At 51.0% G+C, this 19,108-nt stretch carries 13 protein-coding genes; 11 read left to right on the plus strand and 2 right to left on the minus strand.

Annotation, left to right across the window (positions count from 1 at the left end; all coding sequences use genetic code 11):
• Both D0T85_RS22590 and D0T85_RS21000 read right to left on the minus strand, forming a co-directional pair.
• Positions 1–213, minus strand: a 213-nt coding sequence (locus D0T85_RS22590) for a hypothetical protein (RefSeq protein WP_203558546.1), incomplete at its 3' end; no start/stop codon positions are given.
• 681 nt (positions 214–894) lie between these two features.
• Complete coding sequence (locus D0T85_RS21000) at positions 895–2,475, minus strand: ATP-binding protein (RefSeq protein ID WP_163215479.1); 1,581 nt, start codon at positions 2,473–2,475, stop codon at positions 895–897.
• Positions 2,476–2,650: 175 nt separating this feature from the next.
• Between D0T85_RS21000 and D0T85_RS21005 the strand changes: the two genes are divergently transcribed.
• The 11 genes from D0T85_RS21005 to D0T85_RS21055 all read left to right on the plus strand — a co-directional run bounded on the left by D0T85_RS21005 (position 2,651) and on the right by D0T85_RS21055 (position 19,060).
• Positions 2,651–2,881, plus strand: a complete 231-nt coding sequence (locus D0T85_RS21005; RefSeq protein ID WP_163215480.1) for a hypothetical protein — start codon at positions 2,651–2,653, stop codon at positions 2,879–2,881.
• A 441-nt stretch (positions 2,882–3,322) separates the two neighbouring features.
• Positions 3,323–4,630 carry a hypothetical protein gene (locus tag D0T85_RS21010; protein WP_163215481.1) on the plus strand — a complete coding sequence of 436 codons (1,308 nt, stop codon included), beginning with the start codon at positions 3,323–3,325 and terminating at the stop codon, positions 4,628–4,630.
• Positions 4,631–4,870: 240 nt separating this feature from the next.
• Positions 4,871–6,259 (plus strand): hypothetical protein, encoded by a 1,389-nt coding sequence (locus D0T85_RS21015; RefSeq protein ID WP_163215482.1) that lies wholly within the window; start codon positions 4,871–4,873, stop codon positions 6,257–6,259.
• Between the two features lie 34 nt (positions 6,260–6,293).
• Entirely contained in the window at positions 6,294–8,252 is a 1,959-nt protein-coding gene (locus D0T85_RS21020; RefSeq protein ID WP_163215483.1) for a hypothetical protein, read from the plus strand.
• A gap of 565 nt (positions 8,253–8,817) precedes the next feature.
• The gene (locus tag D0T85_RS21025; RefSeq protein WP_163215484.1) at positions 8,818–9,987 is read left to right on the plus strand and encodes a GLUG motif-containing protein; all 1,170 of its coding nucleotides are present in this window, start codon (positions 8,818–8,820) and stop codon (positions 9,985–9,987) included.
• Positions 9,988–10,215: 228 nt separating this feature from the next.
• Complete coding sequence (locus D0T85_RS21030; RefSeq protein WP_163215485.1) at positions 10,216–11,130, plus strand: hypothetical protein; 915 nt, start codon at positions 10,216–10,218, stop codon at positions 11,128–11,130.
• A 119-nt stretch (positions 11,131–11,249) separates the two neighbouring features.
• On the plus strand, positions 11,250–12,926 hold the full coding sequence (locus tag D0T85_RS21035; RefSeq protein WP_163215486.1) for a GLUG motif-containing protein: 1,677 nt from the start codon (positions 11,250–11,252) through the stop codon (positions 12,924–12,926).
• A 283-nt stretch (positions 12,927–13,209) separates the two neighbouring features.
• Positions 13,210–13,806, plus strand: coding sequence for a hypothetical protein (locus D0T85_RS21040; protein WP_163215487.1), 597 nt, complete (start codon positions 13,210–13,212; stop codon positions 13,804–13,806).
• A 260-nt stretch (positions 13,807–14,066) separates the two neighbouring features.
• A complete protein-coding gene (locus tag D0T85_RS21045; protein ID WP_163215488.1) occupies positions 14,067–17,540 on the plus strand; it encodes a fimbrillin family protein in 3,474 nt (1,157 codons plus the stop codon).
• Positions 17,541–17,543: 3 nt separating this feature from the next.
• Positions 17,544–18,158: a DUF3575 domain-containing protein gene (locus tag D0T85_RS21050; protein WP_163215489.1), complete on the plus strand. Its 615-nt coding sequence runs from the start codon at positions 17,544–17,546 to the stop codon at positions 18,156–18,158.
• A gap of 5 nt (positions 18,159–18,163) precedes the next feature.
• Complete coding sequence (locus D0T85_RS21055; RefSeq protein ID WP_163215490.1) at positions 18,164–19,060, plus strand: FimB/Mfa2 family fimbrial subunit; 897 nt, start codon at positions 18,164–18,166, stop codon at positions 19,058–19,060.
• The last annotated feature ends 48 nt before the right edge of the window (positions 19,061–19,108 follow it).

Consider the following 19,108-nt stretch of genomic DNA (forward strand, 5'->3'; position numbering starts at 1 on the left):
CCGTACGTACAGTGGTGTGAGAGGCTCTCCCTGCCGGGCGACACCGGCAGGGCAGTCTACTCGATCAAGATTAACAACCGTTCCGGTTGAACCATGCGGCATACTTACTAAATCAAAGAACTTGATAATTCGTTGTCTATCAATGAATCCCCTACGGGGATTTGTTGTTGTATGTTTTGTTTTTTCTATTGATATGAATATCCTAATGGGCATTAAATCAGTCTATTCAGTTGCTCGTTAAGGACAGGGCTGTTAAGCTCTATCAATTGCCGTCTGCTTTAGCTGACGGTTGTTAGAAAGATTTCTTTCTTGGCTTTAGCCAAAGTTGATTTAATTTGGCTAAAGCCCAAATTGTTATACCTTTCAGACCGTCAGCTAAAGCAGACGGCAATTGATAATTAATCAACTTAGAACTTAACAGCCGCGAGTGCCCAAAGGGCAAAGCCACAGGGTCCGTATACACAGCCCCCTAACTGCCCCCAACCAATTAACTTCCCCAACCCCATAAATTAACTCCTTCATCCGCAGTAAATAACTATTTTTTCTGCACATTCAAACTTGGCTTTCTATAAACAGCCAATTAGCTTTCTATAAAGAGCTGATTGGCTTTTTATAAAGAGCTAATCGGTTGTTTACAAACAGCCCAGTTTTGTTATGCACATTTAGAAGTTAGTTTGTGCACATTTAGAAGTTAATTTTGCCGCTATTAGAAGTTAATTCACTAACCTGAATTATTCATACTATAGAATGGAAGGAGTGGTTCGGTTAGTATTTCACCACAGAGTTCACAGAGTTACACAGAGTTCTAAATACGATGCCGCATGGAAATTTAAAACTCTGTGTAACTCTGTGAACTCTGTGGTGAAATCGTACAATCTTAGTGTAACTCGTGTTTCAATTTTCAACCATCAACCATTCTCCCAGGTTGCGTTCGTTGCGGTCGAAGTTTACGCCTACTTTTATTAGTTGGCGTTCGTCGGCGGTATAGGGAATGAGGTAGCCTTTATCCTCAATTTGTTGCAGCGCCATTTGTGCGGTTCCGTCTAGTTTGAATTCAAATACATAGATGTAGTCTTTGGTTTTTACTACAGCATCGGCACGGCCTCGGGCGCTTCGTACTTCGGTCTCGGTAAACTGTCCCATCAGTTTGAATACCAGGTAGAACACTACTTGGTAGTGTCGTTCGGTTTTATCGTTTAGTTCGTAGGGAAAGTCGGCAAAGAAGGCTCGTAGGCGGGTGAGGAAGGCTTCTACGTTGCCATTTCTCAACTCAGACACAAACTGGCCAATGTAAAAAGGAGCATCTTCTGCTCCTACACAGGCGTAGAATGGAGTTACGAAGTTAAGGAATCCGTATTTCACCTCTTCGTTTGGATAACCGAGAGTGTATGTACGAAACTCTTCGTCGTATGCTTTGATGGTGAGGTATCCGCTTTGGTAAATCATCGGCACAGGGTTGTTAACGCTTGCCCGGTCGTTAGTGAGCGAGGCAGCAGGAACCTGAATACCATCCAGCTTGCGGAGGTCGAAATCGGTTTTCTTCAACACCTCGGTAAGGAAGGTTGGGGTTCCGCTGGCAAACCAGTAACTTTCGTACACTCCACTGGTTAAAGTATTCAATACACTGAAGGGATTGAACATATCAACCATGTTTCGGTAACTGAAATGATAGCCATCGTACATACGGGTAAGCCGGGTTATAGCTTCTTGGCGCGATATATTATTACTTGCGGCAAGCGTGTCGAGTTCGGGGGAACAATACGTTTCAATCTCTTGCAGCGTCAATCCGCAAAGGTCGGAGAAACGGTGATCCAGACTGATATCTACCAATTGGTTGAGGTTGCTGAATATACCCACTTGGGCAAACTTGGTAACACCTGTAATAAAGATAAACTGTATCCATTTATCGGCACTCTTCAATACTGTGTAGAATGCAGTAAGTAGGTTACGAAAGCTGGTTTGCAGTTCTTCATTGTGCATAGAACGCAACAGCGGCTTGTCGTACTCATCAATAAGTATCACTGCCCGAAGGCCGGTTTTCTTGTAAGCGCTTTCGATAACATTCATAAAACGCATAGAGTAAGAATCGGTTGCGCTATGTGAATCGTATTCCTGTTCCCATGCCACGAGTTGTTCTTCTAATATCTTTTGCAGGTCTTCTACTGTTTCGTATTTCTCGGAATTAAGATCGAGGTGCAGTACAGGATATGTTTTCCACTCTTTCTCAACAGTTTCGATAAAAAGCCCTTCGAATAGTTCCTTCTTGCCTTGAAAGTAGGCTTCGAGGGTAGATAGCATCAGACTTTTACCAAATCGACGAGGCCGACTCAGGAAGTAGGGATTGCCTATGCGTATCAGGCGGTACATCTGCTCGGTTTTATCTATATAAACGTAGCCCTCGCTACGAAGTTTCTCGAAACTCTGTATGCCAATGGGGTAACGGCGGAAAGGGGCGCTGTAATCTATAGTGCTCATACTGCTTAGGGTTTGTTTGGTAAACAAAGATAATGGAAATAACTAAAAGCCTGTTTAAACATACCTCAAAACTGCACTTTTTGCTAATTTGGGACTCGAATTTGCTAATTTGGGACTCCCTTTTGCTCCATCCTACCTACTTTTGGCACCGGAAAAACGAAAAAGCTACTAACTTATGGTGTCAACAACAGAAACCTACTGGGTGATAGTAACCACCAACGGAACACAAGAACATTCCATACACATAACCGAACACCCGGAGCAAATACCGCCCGGGAAAGAAAACATTGTGCATGCCCGTAGCTTCGACGATTTTCTCGTAGCTGTAGGCTACCGAAACATACTTAGGCAACTCAGCCCCAAATCACTTATCAAAGCAATAAGGAAAAGAGAATTGATAAACTAAAAACTATAAATTCAAATGAAACCATTCATTGCAATCTTATTCGTAGCGCTACTAACTGTAGCCTGTACCGGCGAAACGCCGGAACCAAACCCCGGTAACCAACAAATAACCATTGGTAACCTGACTGTGGCCGGAGAACATCTCTCAACTTCTCCCCTTGTTGAGGGGAGATGCCCGCAGGGCAGAGGGGTAAATGAAAACACCTCCCCCTGGACCCCCCAGTACGAATCTTTTGCCCCGGGCGACCAACTGACCGTGACCAGCACCGACCCGGCCACCACAGCCGGCTTCATCCGCACCGACGATGCCACCTGGACCCTCGGCGAAGGAGCCACACCCCTCTACCGCAACAACTACACCGAGCAAAGCACCTTTGCCGCAGCCAAAGGAGTAACCGCCTTGGCCAACATTACCGACCAGAGCACACTGGCCCTCTACCACATGGCCGACCGCATTGAAGGTGCCCTCATCCTCAACGGGAACCAGCTTGTAACCACCGCCGAGGCACCCCTACAGCACCAACATGTAGACCTGGTAATAACCGTAAAGCCCACCGCCGGCAGTGAGCACTGGGTAGGCGTGGACTTCGCCGCACACCTGACAACTGCTGATGTACGCTTCATAGCTGCCGACGGTAGCACCACCATCAAACCCTACTTGGCCACCGTAGCACCACAAGCCGTGACCTACCGCGCCACCCTGCCACTCGATGCACTGCCACAGGAAGGAGCCAACATCATCAGCATACAGGCACCCTGCACCCAACCCCTAACCGGGAAACTACCCACCCTGACCGGAGGTACACCCGCGCCCGGAACACGCATCAACATCAATATGACCTACGATAACAAACGCCTACTGGCCACCACAGCCACCATAGCCGAATGGAAAACAGCACCCGACTATAATGTAGAAACAACCCCATACCACGTAATTATACGAACAGCCGATGACCTCCGGGCATTTGCTAAGCTGGTAAATGAAGAGAAGCTCACCAACTTAAATGCCATACAGGTGGCGGATATAGACCTTGAAGGTAAGGAGTGGACACCCATAGGAAGCAGCGCTACTCCCTACCAAGGCGTATACAATGGCGCAGGCCACACCATCAAAGGGCTGAAGATTACTAGCAATTATGACCACCAAGGCCTCTTTGGCCATACCGAAGGTGCCACCCTGACAGGCATCAACCTGATAAACCCAAGTATAAATGGAAAAATTTATATAGGCGCACTGGTAGGACAAAGCAACACCGGCACCCACATTAGCAATTGCAGCGTGCAGGGAGGAATTATAGAAGGATTCGGTGGTATAGGCGCACTGGTAGGACAAAACAAAGGCACCATCGCCGCCTGTTATGCGGATAACATTACCGTAATCGCCACTGATAACACAGCAGGTGGTCTGGTAGGATACAACAATTCTGGTACCATCGCCTATAGCTACGCCATAGGAACAGTAAACACTCCCAACGTCAAAGGCGCACTAGTAGGAGCTAACAACGACGGTACCATCACCTCTTGCTATGCTATAACAACCGATGGCCTCAACATTTATGGCACTAATTACGCCGATTACGGCACCTCCGAATCCTCCTCCACCTCCCCCACCGAAGCAGGAGCCACCGTGCGGGCCTACACCGGAAGCATTACCGTAAACATCGGCCCCGGCGGAATTACCCGCACCATTAACGCCGACATCTGGGAGAAGGAAGCCGCGCAGCCCAAACTAATCTGGTCAACAAAATAACACATATAATTTATGAAACCAAACATCTTCAAACTGTCAATTGTCAACTGTCAATTGTCAATTATCACAGCAGCTTTGCTGCTGTTTACCGCCTGCTCCGGCGAGGAATCCGGCACGGGCGCAGCGCCCGCAGTATTCACTGCCGACACACGCGCAGCAACCCTGACAGAAGCCGCCACCATCAGCCTGAACGCCGGCGGCAGCACCCATGCCACCTACACCCTGGCTACCGATGGCACCATGACTCCCGATGCAAACAGCCAAGTCTACATTGCCCCGGGCACCACCACCCTGCCCGTAGTAGCATGGACCGTGGCCAAGATAGCCGGCACCGATACGCCCCTATTGCACAACAACCCCATTACCCCCGTAACGTGGAGTTCCGATGCGCAGCCCACCATCGGCATCACGCTGGCCCCCGCCACCACAAGTATACGCCTCGTAGTAAAAGACGACAAAGGTCAGGCTGCCAACCCCACCAGCGCCACCCTGCATGGTATAGCCACGCCCACCGGTACATGGGATGCCACCACCTTGCCGCCCACCCTCGAAACTATAGAAGGTAGCAACACCCTTGCCCTAACCAACGGCACCCACACCCAAGCCATACCCGGAACCGTGGACAGTGGTAAACATCTACTTACCATCCGGATGACCGACACCGAACATATTATCATTGCCAACCGCTCATACACATTCTTGCCGGCTTACCAATACACCATCAATGTAACGATTAATACGCAAGGAAAGGCAGAGATAACAGATATCAGTATTGCGGATATGAAGGACGGAGGAGCCATCATAATAGACCCGGGAAACAACAAACCCAACAATAACAACAAACACATCATCGCCACCGAAGCCGACCTGATAGCCTTTCGCGATGCTGTGAATGCCGGCAACCATAGACTCAATGCTATACAAGTGGCCAACATTACCCTAACCGAAGAAAACTGGACACCGATAGGAAACAATAATTACTACTTTGGCACCTACGACGGTGGCGGATACACCATAACCGGCCTTAGGATAAATCGGCCCGAAACCAACAACCAAGGACTCTTTGGTATAATCAATTACGGCAATCTGACAAACATTCATCTAGTAAATCCAAGCGTAATAGGAGCCAAAGCCACAGGTGCATTGGTAGGTAGTACTGAAGAGACTTACATTATTCGGTGCAGTGTAACAGGTGGAACCGTAACGGGAACCGACTGGGTTGGTGGGATGGCAGGACACAGCGACAGTAGCATCACAGTTTGCTATGCCAGCATCACCACAACTGGTAGCGGTAGCTGCGTTGGAGGGCTGGTGGGCAAAAACCTAGGTCATATCCGTTTTAGCTACACCACAGGCAATGTAACCGGTGTAAGCGAAGTTGGTAGCTTGGTGGGATGGTACGAAGAATACAACGGTACCCTTATCGCCTCCAGCTACGCCACGGGAACTGTAAATGGCACCGCCGGAAACACCGTAGGCCACAATCCAAATGGAGAACCTATTGAATGCTGCCCCGAAACCAGCGATGGCGACCCTGCCATCGTCCGCACCTACACTGGAACCCACAAAGGCTTTACCGCCGACATCTGGACCGCCGACGAATACCCTAAACTGAAATGGCAGAAGTAGACAGAAGAACAAAAGAACAAATAACATACAAAATATGAAACCCAACAGCATCAAATTGTCAATTGTCAATTGTCAATTGTCAATTATAATAGCTCTGCTATTATTACTATTTACCGCCTGCGCTGGCGAGGCACCAGACCCAGCTTCGCATGCGGAAACGGCACCCGTACAAATAACAGCCACCGCGCAGCAACTCCTCCCCTCGTCGAGGGGAGGTGCCGGCCTGCCGGCGGAGGGGTCTACCCGCGCCCCCGGAGATATCAAAACAAAGTTCGTGCCAGGAGATAAGATTAGCCTCCAAACCGATGAAGCCGAACCCATTGGTAGTACCGCCACCCTACAGCCCGATGGCACCTGGACCACCGACTTCGAGCTACCCCTTGATGGTAGCATGCCCGGTATCCGTGCCGCGCATCTGCACTACACCAGCCAAAACATTGAGGTACTCTTTTCCACCACCGCCAGCATCAACAACGGTACCCTAACCCTAGGCACCGGCCCCGACGGCACACCCTGCTGGAATATTACCCTCAATTTCCGGCAAAATAACCCTGTAGTAGATATCGTAGTATTCAACCCCGAACTGAACAATATTACTGCCCGTATGCAACAGGCCACCATAACCAATAGATCCGGCAAGGAAACCATAATCACCAGCCCCACTGATGTGGTAATACCCAATCAGGGCGGCTGCACCATTACCGACATTACCGTGCGCGTAGATAACATAGACTACACCGTGACCGGACTGAACAACGTTCTAAACCCCAGTACCCGCTACACCCTCGCCTTCTTCTGCAACCCCGTGGCATCTACCGCCACCCTAACCGAAACCGGACTAACCTGGGAAGACGGAGAAACCATCGGTATCAACGGATATGACTATGTGATAAGTAATGCTAAAGAGTTGAAAGACTTTATGAACGATAGTAAAGAGATAGGGATGGGAAGAAAAGCGATACAGATAAAAGACATCGACTGGCCGGAAGGGAAAACATGGATGCCGGTAGGTAACGATGCCTCTCCCTTTACTGGTGTGTACAATGGAAACGGATATATCATCAACGGGTTGAAGATAGGCTGCAACACCGACAATGCCAACATTGGCATGTTTGGCTACATCGAAGATGCCGTATTAGTAGGCATACACCTACGTCAGGCCACCACCATAGGCAACGCCATCAACAGTAGCGGTCTATTAGTAGGATATTCCAGTGGAAGCACCATCAGCCTGTGTAGTATGCAAGGCACCATTATGAGCAATAATATCATGATCGGAGGGCTGGTTGGGAGGGCTCTCAATACCTACATTACCCGCTGTTATGCCAACGTTGTGATAACGGCCACTTTCGATAATGGACAGATTGGTGGACTAGTAGGAAGTTCCAGTTTCAGTTCCATCATAGCCTGCGGTGCTAATGCCAACATTAATGCTACCGCAGCCACGACCAACGAATGTCGCGTTGGCGGGCTGGTAGGAAGCAACACTAATACTAGTACCATTTACTTTAACTATGCCACCGGAAGCGTGGTTATTGGAGGTAACAACAGCGAGAAGTATTGCATAGGTGGGCTAGTGGGATATAGCAGCGGCACCATTGCTTACAACTACGCTACCGCCGATGCCACATTTACTGGTACAAGCAATAACCTTTACGCTGGTTCGCTCCTAGGATGGAAAGGCAATGCTGGTACCATTACCTCCTGCCACGCCACCGGAAAAGCAAACAGCATAGCCGTAGGCGAAATCGGATACAAAACTGTGGGTAACGACAATGGCTCCTCCAATGTCTCCTCCGGAGACGACCGCCAAGCAACGATAGCATCCGCCACACCCGTAACCAGCCCTGCCGTCCGTACCATCCTCCGTAAAGCCGATGGAACCGGATACGACATCACACCGCAGGAGCGTACATTCAGTTCCGACCAAGTATGGAACTGGACAGATAGGATAACACCGGATATTAACTATGGGTATGAGGGAGAACAATAAGGATTATAAACAATAACATATGAATAAATACAAACTCAAATTGTCAATCGTCAATTGTCAATTGTCAATTATAGCAGCTATACTATTAATAGGCTGTCAACAGAGCGAGGAACTTACTACCGACGCCTCGCCGGTACAACTAACCGTAGACACCCCACCCGCATGGCACTCCTCCCCTCAGATGAGGGGAGGTGCCGGCCTGCCGGCGGAGGGGTTGACCCGCGCCACCCCCGTAGTCTGGACCGACGGCGACCAACTGTGCGGCACCATTACCTTTATCCACGCCAGCGGACTGAAAGAAGCCCCCGTGCCCTTCATCTACAACCTCGGCACCGAAACCTTTGTCGCCCCCACCCCCACCTGGCCCGTGGGGCAGGACATCGACCACGCCATCCTGACCGGTGCCTATGGTATTGATGCTGATGGCAACCGTATCGATGGTGGTACCGTTCCCCTCTACCACGCCCAGAGCAAGGCCGAAGCGGGACAGCCGTTCAATATTACCCTGACCCATGCCACGGCCGGCATTGCCCTTGTAGGCTTTGCCGCCGGAGCTACTGTTACCGTGGCCGATGCCACCGGCACCATCCCTGCCGAGGCCGAAGCTACCCTTACCCTATATCCTGAACTTGAGGCCAATGCCACACAGGCAACTGTCGTTGTTGGTAGTAAAAGCTACGCCATCGCCATCGCCGCAGGTGCAGAACAAAACAGCTTGCTGGGAAGAATGTATACGCTTAGTGGGGAGAAGATAGGGGGAACCAACCCGGGAAGTGAGCAGGAGAGGATGGTAAAAGAAAGAAAAAGATTATGCGAGTTTGCCGAAGGCATTAACAACGGCACCCTAACGGGCGAAGCCCAGAACTTTACCCTGACCGAGGATATCGACTTGACGGGGATTGCGTGGACGCCGATAGGGCGCTACGGCAAGCCCTACAAAGGCATCTTCGATGGTGGCGGTCATACTATTACCGGGCTTACCATCAATAGCACTGAACGATCACAAGGTTTCTTTGGCACTACCGATAACGGTACTGTTATTTCGAATATACACCTCAGGGGGGTAAATATAGTGGGAGGTAATAAGATCGGTGCATTAGTGGGGGAAAACTATGGTAGTATTATCCAATGTTCTGCCACAGGTAGCATAAAGGGAGGTGAACATACTGGTGGACTGGTGGGGGTTAATTATGGTACTGGCACCATTACCGCATGCTATGCCACAGGTAATGTAGAGGGAAGCAATCACATTGGCGGACTGATAGGAGGAAATGATGGTACTATTGCCGCATGCTATGCTACAAGCAATGTAGTGGGAAATGGTATTGGCGGGCTAGTGGGAAATAACTTTGGCGCCATCACTGCATGCTATGCCACAGGAAATATAGAGGGAAGCAATGCCGGTGCATTAGTGGGAAATAACCTTGGCATCTGCAACTACAATAACGCCAACGGCAAAGTAAACGGCACAGTAGCCTATGACAACCTGATAGGCAATAACAGCAACTATATTCCCATTGGCAACTCCTCCTACCTGCAGGACAAGGTTTTCGAGATCTATAACTTTACCCTAACCGCCAATGGCGTAAACGACACCTGGCCGGCAACAGTCAAAATCGCCGTAACCAACGCCGACGGCACCGTGAGCGCCAAAGATGCAACCATCGACAAAAAAGAGATATGGAACCAAACAGACCTTTCCCTCAACCGGGATGCGATCAAAGTGGTTCCATAAATGCGACCCCTCCGGCCTTCGGAGGTATTTAGACCCCTCTGCCCTTCGGGCATCTCCCCTTAAAAAGGGGAGAAGTTGAGGAAGCAAGGCTCTCGAACAGGCTACTATATTTGAATAACCGTAGCCCCCCAACTCCTCCCCTTTGTAAGGGGAGGTGGCAGCGAAGCTGACGGAGGGGTCAGTAAGAAGCTGACGGAGTAAGAAATAATAAAAAACAAAAGTATAACAATGAATAAAAAACAAATCATACCCATCGCAGCCATCGTGCTGCTCGTAACCCTCGCGTTGGCAGCCTGCCAGGCAGAGGAAGAAGGAAGAGAAGAAAAGAATTTACCAATAACCATAGGCAGGCTCAATGTAGCCTGTAGCGAGGCGCTGCACCCCAGTTCCCGCGCCGATGAGGACGGGCTGGCGGACTGGTATGTGGGGGATGAGTTGAAGGTTTACTACTGGGATGAGAATGGTGCCAACATCTCTATTGGCAGTTACACCCGCACTGCGCATGGCACTTGGAAAGCCGCAGACAATGTATGGCAAGTAAGTGATGTGTCCAAGGATATTGACATTCTGGTTGGTAAAGATTTCATCTTATCGGACCAAAGTACCTGGCAGAACTACCACAAAGCCGACCGGATTGTTGGTTTTGTTACCCTCGACCGCACTACCGGCCAGGTGTACACTGCCGAAGGCCAGTTGCTCAACCATCAGTCTGTCGATGTAGTGATTACCCTTACCCCCGCCACCACGGGCTGGGCACCGGAAGAGTTTGAACAGCATATACGCACAGCGAAGATAAGCATAAATGGATATGATATGTTTTACAACTACAACCTCATGCCGCATACCCCTTGGCTCAGCCGGCTATCAGCCGAGGGAGCAGAGCTGCGAGCGCATATTAATCCTTACTATCTAGCCGCTGCCGGCGATGCCACCAAGCCCATTATCACTATTACCCCGGGCGATGGTAGTGCACCCATCAGCGGTAGCTACACGCTGCCAGCCGACACAAATCTTGATCCCGATGGATACAACATGCGCCTAGCCATTACCTTTGCCAACTACGCCAACCAGCGCATCCTGGCACCCGGAACGGCCACCATTGTAGGTTGGCAGGATGGAGGAACGGAGGAGATTGTAGAATAAACACACGTCGCCGCCGTAGGGGCGCTCCTATGTGTGCGCCCTAATATGTGCACCCCGATGTATTATCAGGGCGCCCACACAGGGGCGCCCCTACGGGTAAAACAATAATATATATAAATATGAAACATCTTAAATTCTCAATTGTCAATTGTCAATTGTCAATTCTACTAGCAGCCCTGCTGCTAGTAGCCTGTCAGGCCGACGATCCCGCCGCCCCTGCCACCGGCGACACTGAGCTGGCGTGCAGCGCCTCGCTCTCGCGCTCCCTGAGCGAAGACGCCACCATTACCATGACCCTGGGAGAGGACGCCACCGAGTACCAATACACCCTCTCGGCCACCGACGGCAGCATGACGCCCATCGGCTCCAGCCCCGTTATTGCCGTAGGCACCAAGACCATTAACGTCAGTGCCTGGGCAACCGTTACTTGGGGGACCGAAGCCATTGCTATGCCCGTGGCCCACAACAACCCCGCCACCCCCATAGTGTGGACAACAGGGCGACCCACCATCGCCCTTACCCTATCGCCCACAACGGCACTTATCCGCCTCAGTGTGACCGATAGCGACAACCAGTCCATCAGTACAGCCGGCGCAACCATGCCCGCAGCAACACCCGCCCCCAACGCAACAAGCACCACCTTCGCTGCTAACGGACTGCTGCAAATAGCTGCCTCTGCGGTAAAGAAAGACGAGGTGCTCTTTACCATCCCCGTAACGGACACCAACACCAAGAACCTTGTAGCCAAGAAAGATTATAACTTCCTGGCTGGCGTGGAGTACACGTTTCGTGTAACGATTACTACGAAAGGAGAGGCGGTGCTGGAAGGGTTTAGTATTGAGGGGATGGAGGAAGGAGAACAGTTGGGAGTCGAGGTCATGACCATCGCCACCATTGCCGACCTGCGCAAGTTTCGCAACCGTGTGAATGATGGGGAAGTAAACCTTTGTGCTATACAAACTGCTGATATTGTAATGGAAGATGAAGATAAAGCCGGCCAAGGCTGGGTGCCGATAGGGAAGGCTTACGTTAACGACCGATACAATGGTACCTACAACGGTGGTGGCTATACCATTACAGGGCTAATGATTAATAGGGAAGCGGACGACTTCCAAGGATTCTTTGGTTATACCAATAGTGGTAGCAAGCTCACTGACATTCGGCTTGAAGAGGTTGATGTAAAAGGCAACTTCAACGTTGGTGGGCTAGTGGGACAGAATTTCGGAACCATTATCAAATGCTCTGTCAAGGGTTGTGTAACGGGTAATTACCAGACCGGCGGGCTGGTAGGAGAAAATTTTCATAGCATTACGGAATGCTATACCGAAGTCAGTGTAGAAGGTGACAACAATACTGGCGGGCTGGTAGGAGAAAATTTTCATAGCATTACGGAATGCTATACCGAAGTCAGTGTAGAAGGTGACAACAATACTGGCGGGCTGGTAGGAGAAAACGATACAGGTTCTATCATCGCATGCTATGCCACAGGTTATGTAGATGGTTATAGCACCGTTGGTGGACTGGTAGGGACCAATAATAGTTCCATCATCGCATGCTATGCCACAGTTAGTGTAAATGGTTATAGCACCGTTGGTGGGCTGGTAGGTATCAACAACAAAGGTTCTATCAGCTACTGTCACGCCCCCTACAGGATCATTGGAGATAGCAGTAACATCGACCCCACCAACTCCACCACTCCCGACGAAGCCGGCAACACCGTGCGAGCAGGAGACACCGCCAATGGCACCAGCTACTGGAAGACCGATGGTAATACACCCGAACTCTACTGGCAATAAATCCGAAGCCCTCTGCCAGACCCCTCTGCCCTTCGGGCATCTCCCCTCAACGAGGGGAGAAGTTTGGGACAGCAAGGCTCTTGGAGTAATGTAGAATATTCAATAACCGTAGCCCCTCAACTCCTCCCCTTTTTAAGGGGAGGTGCCGGCAAGCCGGCGGAGGGGTCGTAAAAGCATAAATATGAAAACAAACAAACTATTCCCCCTCCTGCTCTTCGCTCTGGCCTTTGTTCTGCTGGCCTGCGAGCGCAGCGAGGACCCCGGTGCACTTACCGCGCCGGTAGTGATAAACGCCACCTCCGCATGGAACAACCCCTCAAGTGGAGACACCCGCGCAGTAAAAGAAGAATTTACCCTCTACGATGTAATTACCCTTACTTATGAGGGCAAGGGTTACGATTACCGCCTTACCGCCACCGGCTGGACGCCTGTGAACGAAGAGTTACGCATCCCTATTGATGCCGACAACCCGAAGGCTACCGGCCTTCATACCGGTATAGCTTGGAGCGAACTTTACGACACACTCTCCGCTCCGGAAACAGCCTTTACCTACGATTCGGCTGCGAAGACCTGGACTATCAACCTTACCTTTGCCCACGATAACGGTGCGGTAGACCTTATGCTGTTTGATGAGGGGCTGTCGCCGCTGACAGGTGTTACTCAGGTAAGCATTACTTACGGAACAGATAATACCATAACCATTAGCGACACTAGTACTCTGGCCAAGCTACAAGGCGTCATCGTGCCTCCGGGTAATATTACCAAGGTAACCGCCACGGTAGGTACAGACGACTATGCCGCTACCTTTACTGAGAACAACACCGTTGTGGCCGGCCATCGCCACCCCATGACTGTAATACTGAAGAAGCAAATAATGTGAATCAGTAGTTAAAGGAGATTTTCAGATTTCTTTCGCCACGAAGTGGCAGGTTAGTTCAGCCCCAGGCAACGCCTGGGGTAATAACAGCAACCACGTTCTAGCGCCCTGAAAGGGCAGCTTAATGATTGATTGAACTGGGCTTTCAGCCCGCTTTTATGGGGTGTTTCCCCATTACCCCAGGCGATGCCTGGGGCTGAATTGAACTGGGCTTTCAGCCCGTAGATAACAAATAATTAATAACTAATGATATCAATATGAACATGAACAAGAAACCATTGTCAATTTTCAATTGTGCATTGTCAATTGCCGCCACCTCGCTATTGCTACTGGCGGGTTGTGACACCGACGACACCGGCGGCAAATCCAACGACCTGCGCACACCCCTGACCATCAGCGCCGGCAGCGAGGCACTGCACCCAAATTCCCGTGGCAGCGAGGCGCTGCACCCAGGTTCCCGCGCGGTTGATGCCACCTGGCACACCAACGATGCCATCGGCGTGTACACCTACCAAACCGGTACCACCACCGTGTACGATGCGCAAGCCAACCTACAGTACCGCAACACCGCCGGCGATGGTGCCACCGCTACCTTCGCCCCGGCCGACGCAAAGAATACCGCCTACTACCCCACCAACGGTGCAGCACTGGACGTTATTGCCTATTACCCACACAACTCTCAACTCTCAACTCTCAACTCTCAACTCCCCATTCAGGCCGGGACGGACTTTATGACTTCTGCGTTGGTTGCCGGGCATTCGGAGGAGAATCCGGAGGTGGCATTGGTGTTCCGTCATCGCCTCTCTAAGTTGGCAATGCTAATTAAGACAGACGAGAGCACGGCGCATATCGATCCGGCTAGTGCTGCCATTACGTTGCACGGCACTGCTACGCAGGGTACCTACCATCTGTTGGAGCAGAAGATGACCGAGGCTACTGACGTGAAGGATATTCGCCTGACCGGTCGCACTGCCATTGTGTTGCCTACCGCAGCAGGTAGCGGCGTGAGCTTTACCGTTGAGGCCGGAGGCAAGAGCTTTACCGCTGCGCTGCCCGGCAACATTGCTTTCGAGGCAGGCAAGGTAACCACCGTTACCATCACACTGAAAGAGCAACAAACCGGCGGCGACGAAACGGCAGCAGCCATCAGCGCCACCATTACCGACTGGGAAGGCGGCCCAACCACCGAGGTGGATGCCATAAGGTTTACACAGGCAACAAACCCGGAAACGGGAGAACCGGCTATCCAGAAGTTTACCATTACCAAGAACGGCACCACTTCCAGCGTTTACGAGTATGTAGACGGTACGTGGGGCGCCTCTAACGGCTTCTTCCTGATTAGCGAAACCACGGCTACCGATCAGTTTACTGCCACTGCCCAGGGCGACACCGACCCCATCTCGCAGATTGCCGACGAGCTGGCTGCCGGTCCTGCCACCATGAATAGCGAAGGGATTATCAAACTCGACTTCCGCCATACCAAAGCGCTGTTGAAGCTACGCCTATATGCAGGCACAGGTTTTACCGGTAACCTTGCCGAGGCGAAAGTAACCTACCAAGGCATCAGCTACACCGGTGCCGAGAAGGAGCTTATCATCGAGCCGGGTGCTTTCAAAGTGGGCGATGTGATAGCCACCGTTCTGGTAGACGGCTACACATACAACGTTAAAACCGCCAAGGATGTGAACTTTGCCTCCGGCACCCGCAATACGCTCTCTATTACACTGAGTGTGCAGAACGATACAAGCGGTCGCACCGTAGGCCTGAACGTTACCACCAAGGATTGGGAGGTAGGTACCGATGCTTCGGCTGCTGCCAACCGGGTGGTTATCAACAGCCCGGCCGACGGCAATACAGCCCTGACTGAGTTTACCCTCTACAAGAATCGTGGCACCGCCGGCGAAGCTGCCGTAAGCTACCAACTTGTATCGGGCGCTTACCAACCTGCCGACGGGGCAGCCCCCTTCTACCTTGAAGATATTGATGCGGACAACGACCTGTTTACAGGTAGCGCAGTACTTAGCACCGATGCCGTTACCGGCGTAGACGATTTGTTGGAAACACCGGCTGTGAAGTTAAACGGTGAGGGGGTGATTGATCTGGCATTTGCCCACAGCAAAGCCAAATTAACAGTGAATCTGGTAGCCGGCACGGACTTTCCGGCAGGCATCGACCTCAACACGGCTGTACTGAAACTGATTGGCCAAACACAAACTGTAACAGGAGCGAGCAATACGTTCATTCTGGAACCGGGCACTACCATTCCGGCCAACCTGCCGCTGGCTACCATTACCGTAGGTGGCCTGACTTACTCGGCCAAGCTCGATGCTACGATGAAGTTGGAAGCCGGCAAATATACTACACTGACCGTTACACTCACTCCAACGGCTGCGGGCATCGTGGCCCATGTAACCGACTGGAAGCTTGGTTCGGCCACCGGCGGTGCTGCTGTTACACTACCAGCCAATAACCTGTCGGCCTTGCCCAACGAAGCCGGTACACTGACATTGGCATGCAACGGCCTGAGCACCACCTATACCTGGGGCGGAACCGCCATCACTGCCGGCACCGACCTGTACTGGGAGAACATTGCCGAGGCAGCATCCTACGCCTTTACCCTAACCTTTACGCCCAATGCCGACGACGTGGTAACAGGCAAGAAGGATATACTTCAGGGCACTGCTACCGTTACTACCCGTGGCGGTCAGCCGACGTTCCAGTTGACTCATACTCATGCCAAACTAACGCTGGTTCTGGAAAAAGGAACCAACTTTCCGGCAGGCATCGACCTCAATACGGCTGTAGTGAAGTTGATGAACTTCGAACCCACTGCCACCGGAGTAAATAACAGCTTCATTGTAGAACCTACCACTACCGCACTGGCAGCAGGCACACAGATAGCTACCATTACCGTGGGCGGACTAACCTACGTGGCCAAACTCGATGCTGCCCTGACCCTTGAGGCTGGTGTACAAACAGCATTGAAGGTAACACTGAGTCCAACCGCCGTTACCCTATCCGTAACCGTAGCCGACTGGGGCACCCCGGTTGATTTTACCGCCACTGCAAAGGTGCAACTGGCCGCTAACAGCCTGTCGGCCCTGCCGGGTTCCGGAACACTGGTACTAGCATACGGCAGCGAAACAGTTACCTACACCTGGGATGGAACAAAGCTGAATGGCAACAATCACTTCTATTGGGAGAACATTCCACAAACCAATCCGGCGGCGTTTACGCTTACCTTCACACCTTCCGCTTCCGGCACACCGGAGAAGGATGTGTTAAAGAAAACAATCACATCGTACACCCACAGCACTGCGCTGGCATTCGAGTTGGCTCATATCAACAGCCGCATCAATGTAACACTGGCCAAGGGCAACACATATAATGATACCGATTGGGCAGCCATAAAGGCCGACAACAAAACTACGCTAACCTTTGCCGGGCTTAGCAGTAGCGATTACGCTCCGGTGTACAATTACACCAACGGCTTGGCAGCTATCTTCGCGCCCAAAGCAGCAATGGCTGATAGCGATAAGATAACCGTAGCCATTCCGGCCACAGGTACCGTAAAGGCCAACACTGTAACCATCGCCTTGAAAAACTACATGGCTAGCCTCGAAGCCGGCAAGATGTATGATATCACCATTACGGTAGATAAAACTACGGTAAGCGTGGGCGATATTAAAGTGGCCGACTGGACTACCATTACCGGTAGTGGAGAAATGGATTATTAATTGATGAACAGAACTGTACGAATGAATATACGCATTATACTAACAAGCACCTTACTGGCACTAACCTGCGCGCTCAGCGCGCAGGTAGATGGCTTTGGGCTACGAACCAACCTATTGTCGTGGGCGGCACTGAGCCCCTCATTGGGAGCAGACATCTCCTGGAACAACCGCTACATGCTGGTGGTAGACGGCAGCTATGGCGACTGGCATCTGGACGACGATAAAAGCGGCATCCGCCTGAGCGGTGTTGGCCTGGAAGCCCGCCGCTACTTCTCGACCGGAAGCAACGAAGTCTGGTACAACCCCAGTGGTGGAATCTACAACGGATTGTATGCTGGCATCGACGCACGCTACATACGTTTCAATGTTAACTTCAACGAAAAGAACCGCGAAGGAAACATGTACACCGCCGGTCTTGTGTTAGGTTACACTTTCCATACCCTGAACAGTCATTGGGTGGTCGATGCCAGTTTCGGCCTTGGGTATGTACACCGCGAGTACGACAAGTGCAAATGGTATCCGCCTGCAAACGATTACCGGAGCCTCGGACTCAGAAAGATAGACGGACCGGGACTCACCAACCTGAATGTTTCACTGGCGTACCGCTTTAAACTATAAAGAAGATGAGAAAAAGAACAAACTATATTGTGGCATTGGCACTCGTAATGGTAGCTACGCTGGTTTCCTGCAAAGTAGATCAGAAGGAACCCATCTACGAGCCCGGTGGAGAAATTACCCAAAACCCCGGCCGTGTGAAGGTACAGGACCCCAACGGACAAATACCCAACGGACAGCAATTTACCATTATCAACGAGCAGGGAAAAACTGTTGCCACTCTGGGCAACAACGATTATGTAGACCTGGAAGCCGGGCGTTACTATCTGTTGGGCTACACCGGAACGGAGTACTTCACACTGAACGGAGCCACCCGCAGCCTCAGCCCGAGCGAAGCCACTTTACAACTCCAATCGACCGACGGCATACTCCTGCCCGAAGGCCTTGTTGGTGGAATATCGACCTTCATCGTTATCGAAGATCAGGTAACCGTTATCAACGTATCTTTTTCGCCGCTCACCCGCAAGCTTTGCATCGAGGCCCAACCAGATGGCATTGATCTGCAAAACATTACTCAAACACAGGTTACGTTGAGCGGGTTGGCAGCCGGCATCAATCTCTATCAGGGGTTTGGCGCAGTGGCAAAGTCGGCCGGGAGCTATACCGCACAGTCGGATGCAAAGATGGTAAACGGGAAACTGGTGGTTGAACTCAACCTGCTGGGAATGGATGTCGATGCCGATCAGATGCTTACCATTAAGCTCACTGCTAATAACGACAAAAGCTACCATGTAACTATGAGTTTAAAACAAATTCTGGAAAGTTTCAATAGTGGCAGCCCCGCGGCAACCTTCACTGTTAATGTTCGCTTGAGTGCCGACAACGAAGAAACAGAAGGCAGTCTGAGCGGAACAATCATCGACTGGGAAGAGGGAGAAGAAGTTGAGATAGTGGGAGAAAATTAAACCATATTTTAACCGCAGAGTTTCGCGGATTAACGCGGAGTTTTAATT

This window comes from Bacteroides sp. 519, assembly GCF_010500955.1.
In the GTDB taxonomy this organism is placed as follows: Bacteria; Bacteroidota; Bacteroidia; order Bacteroidales; family Bacteroidaceae; genus Bacteroides.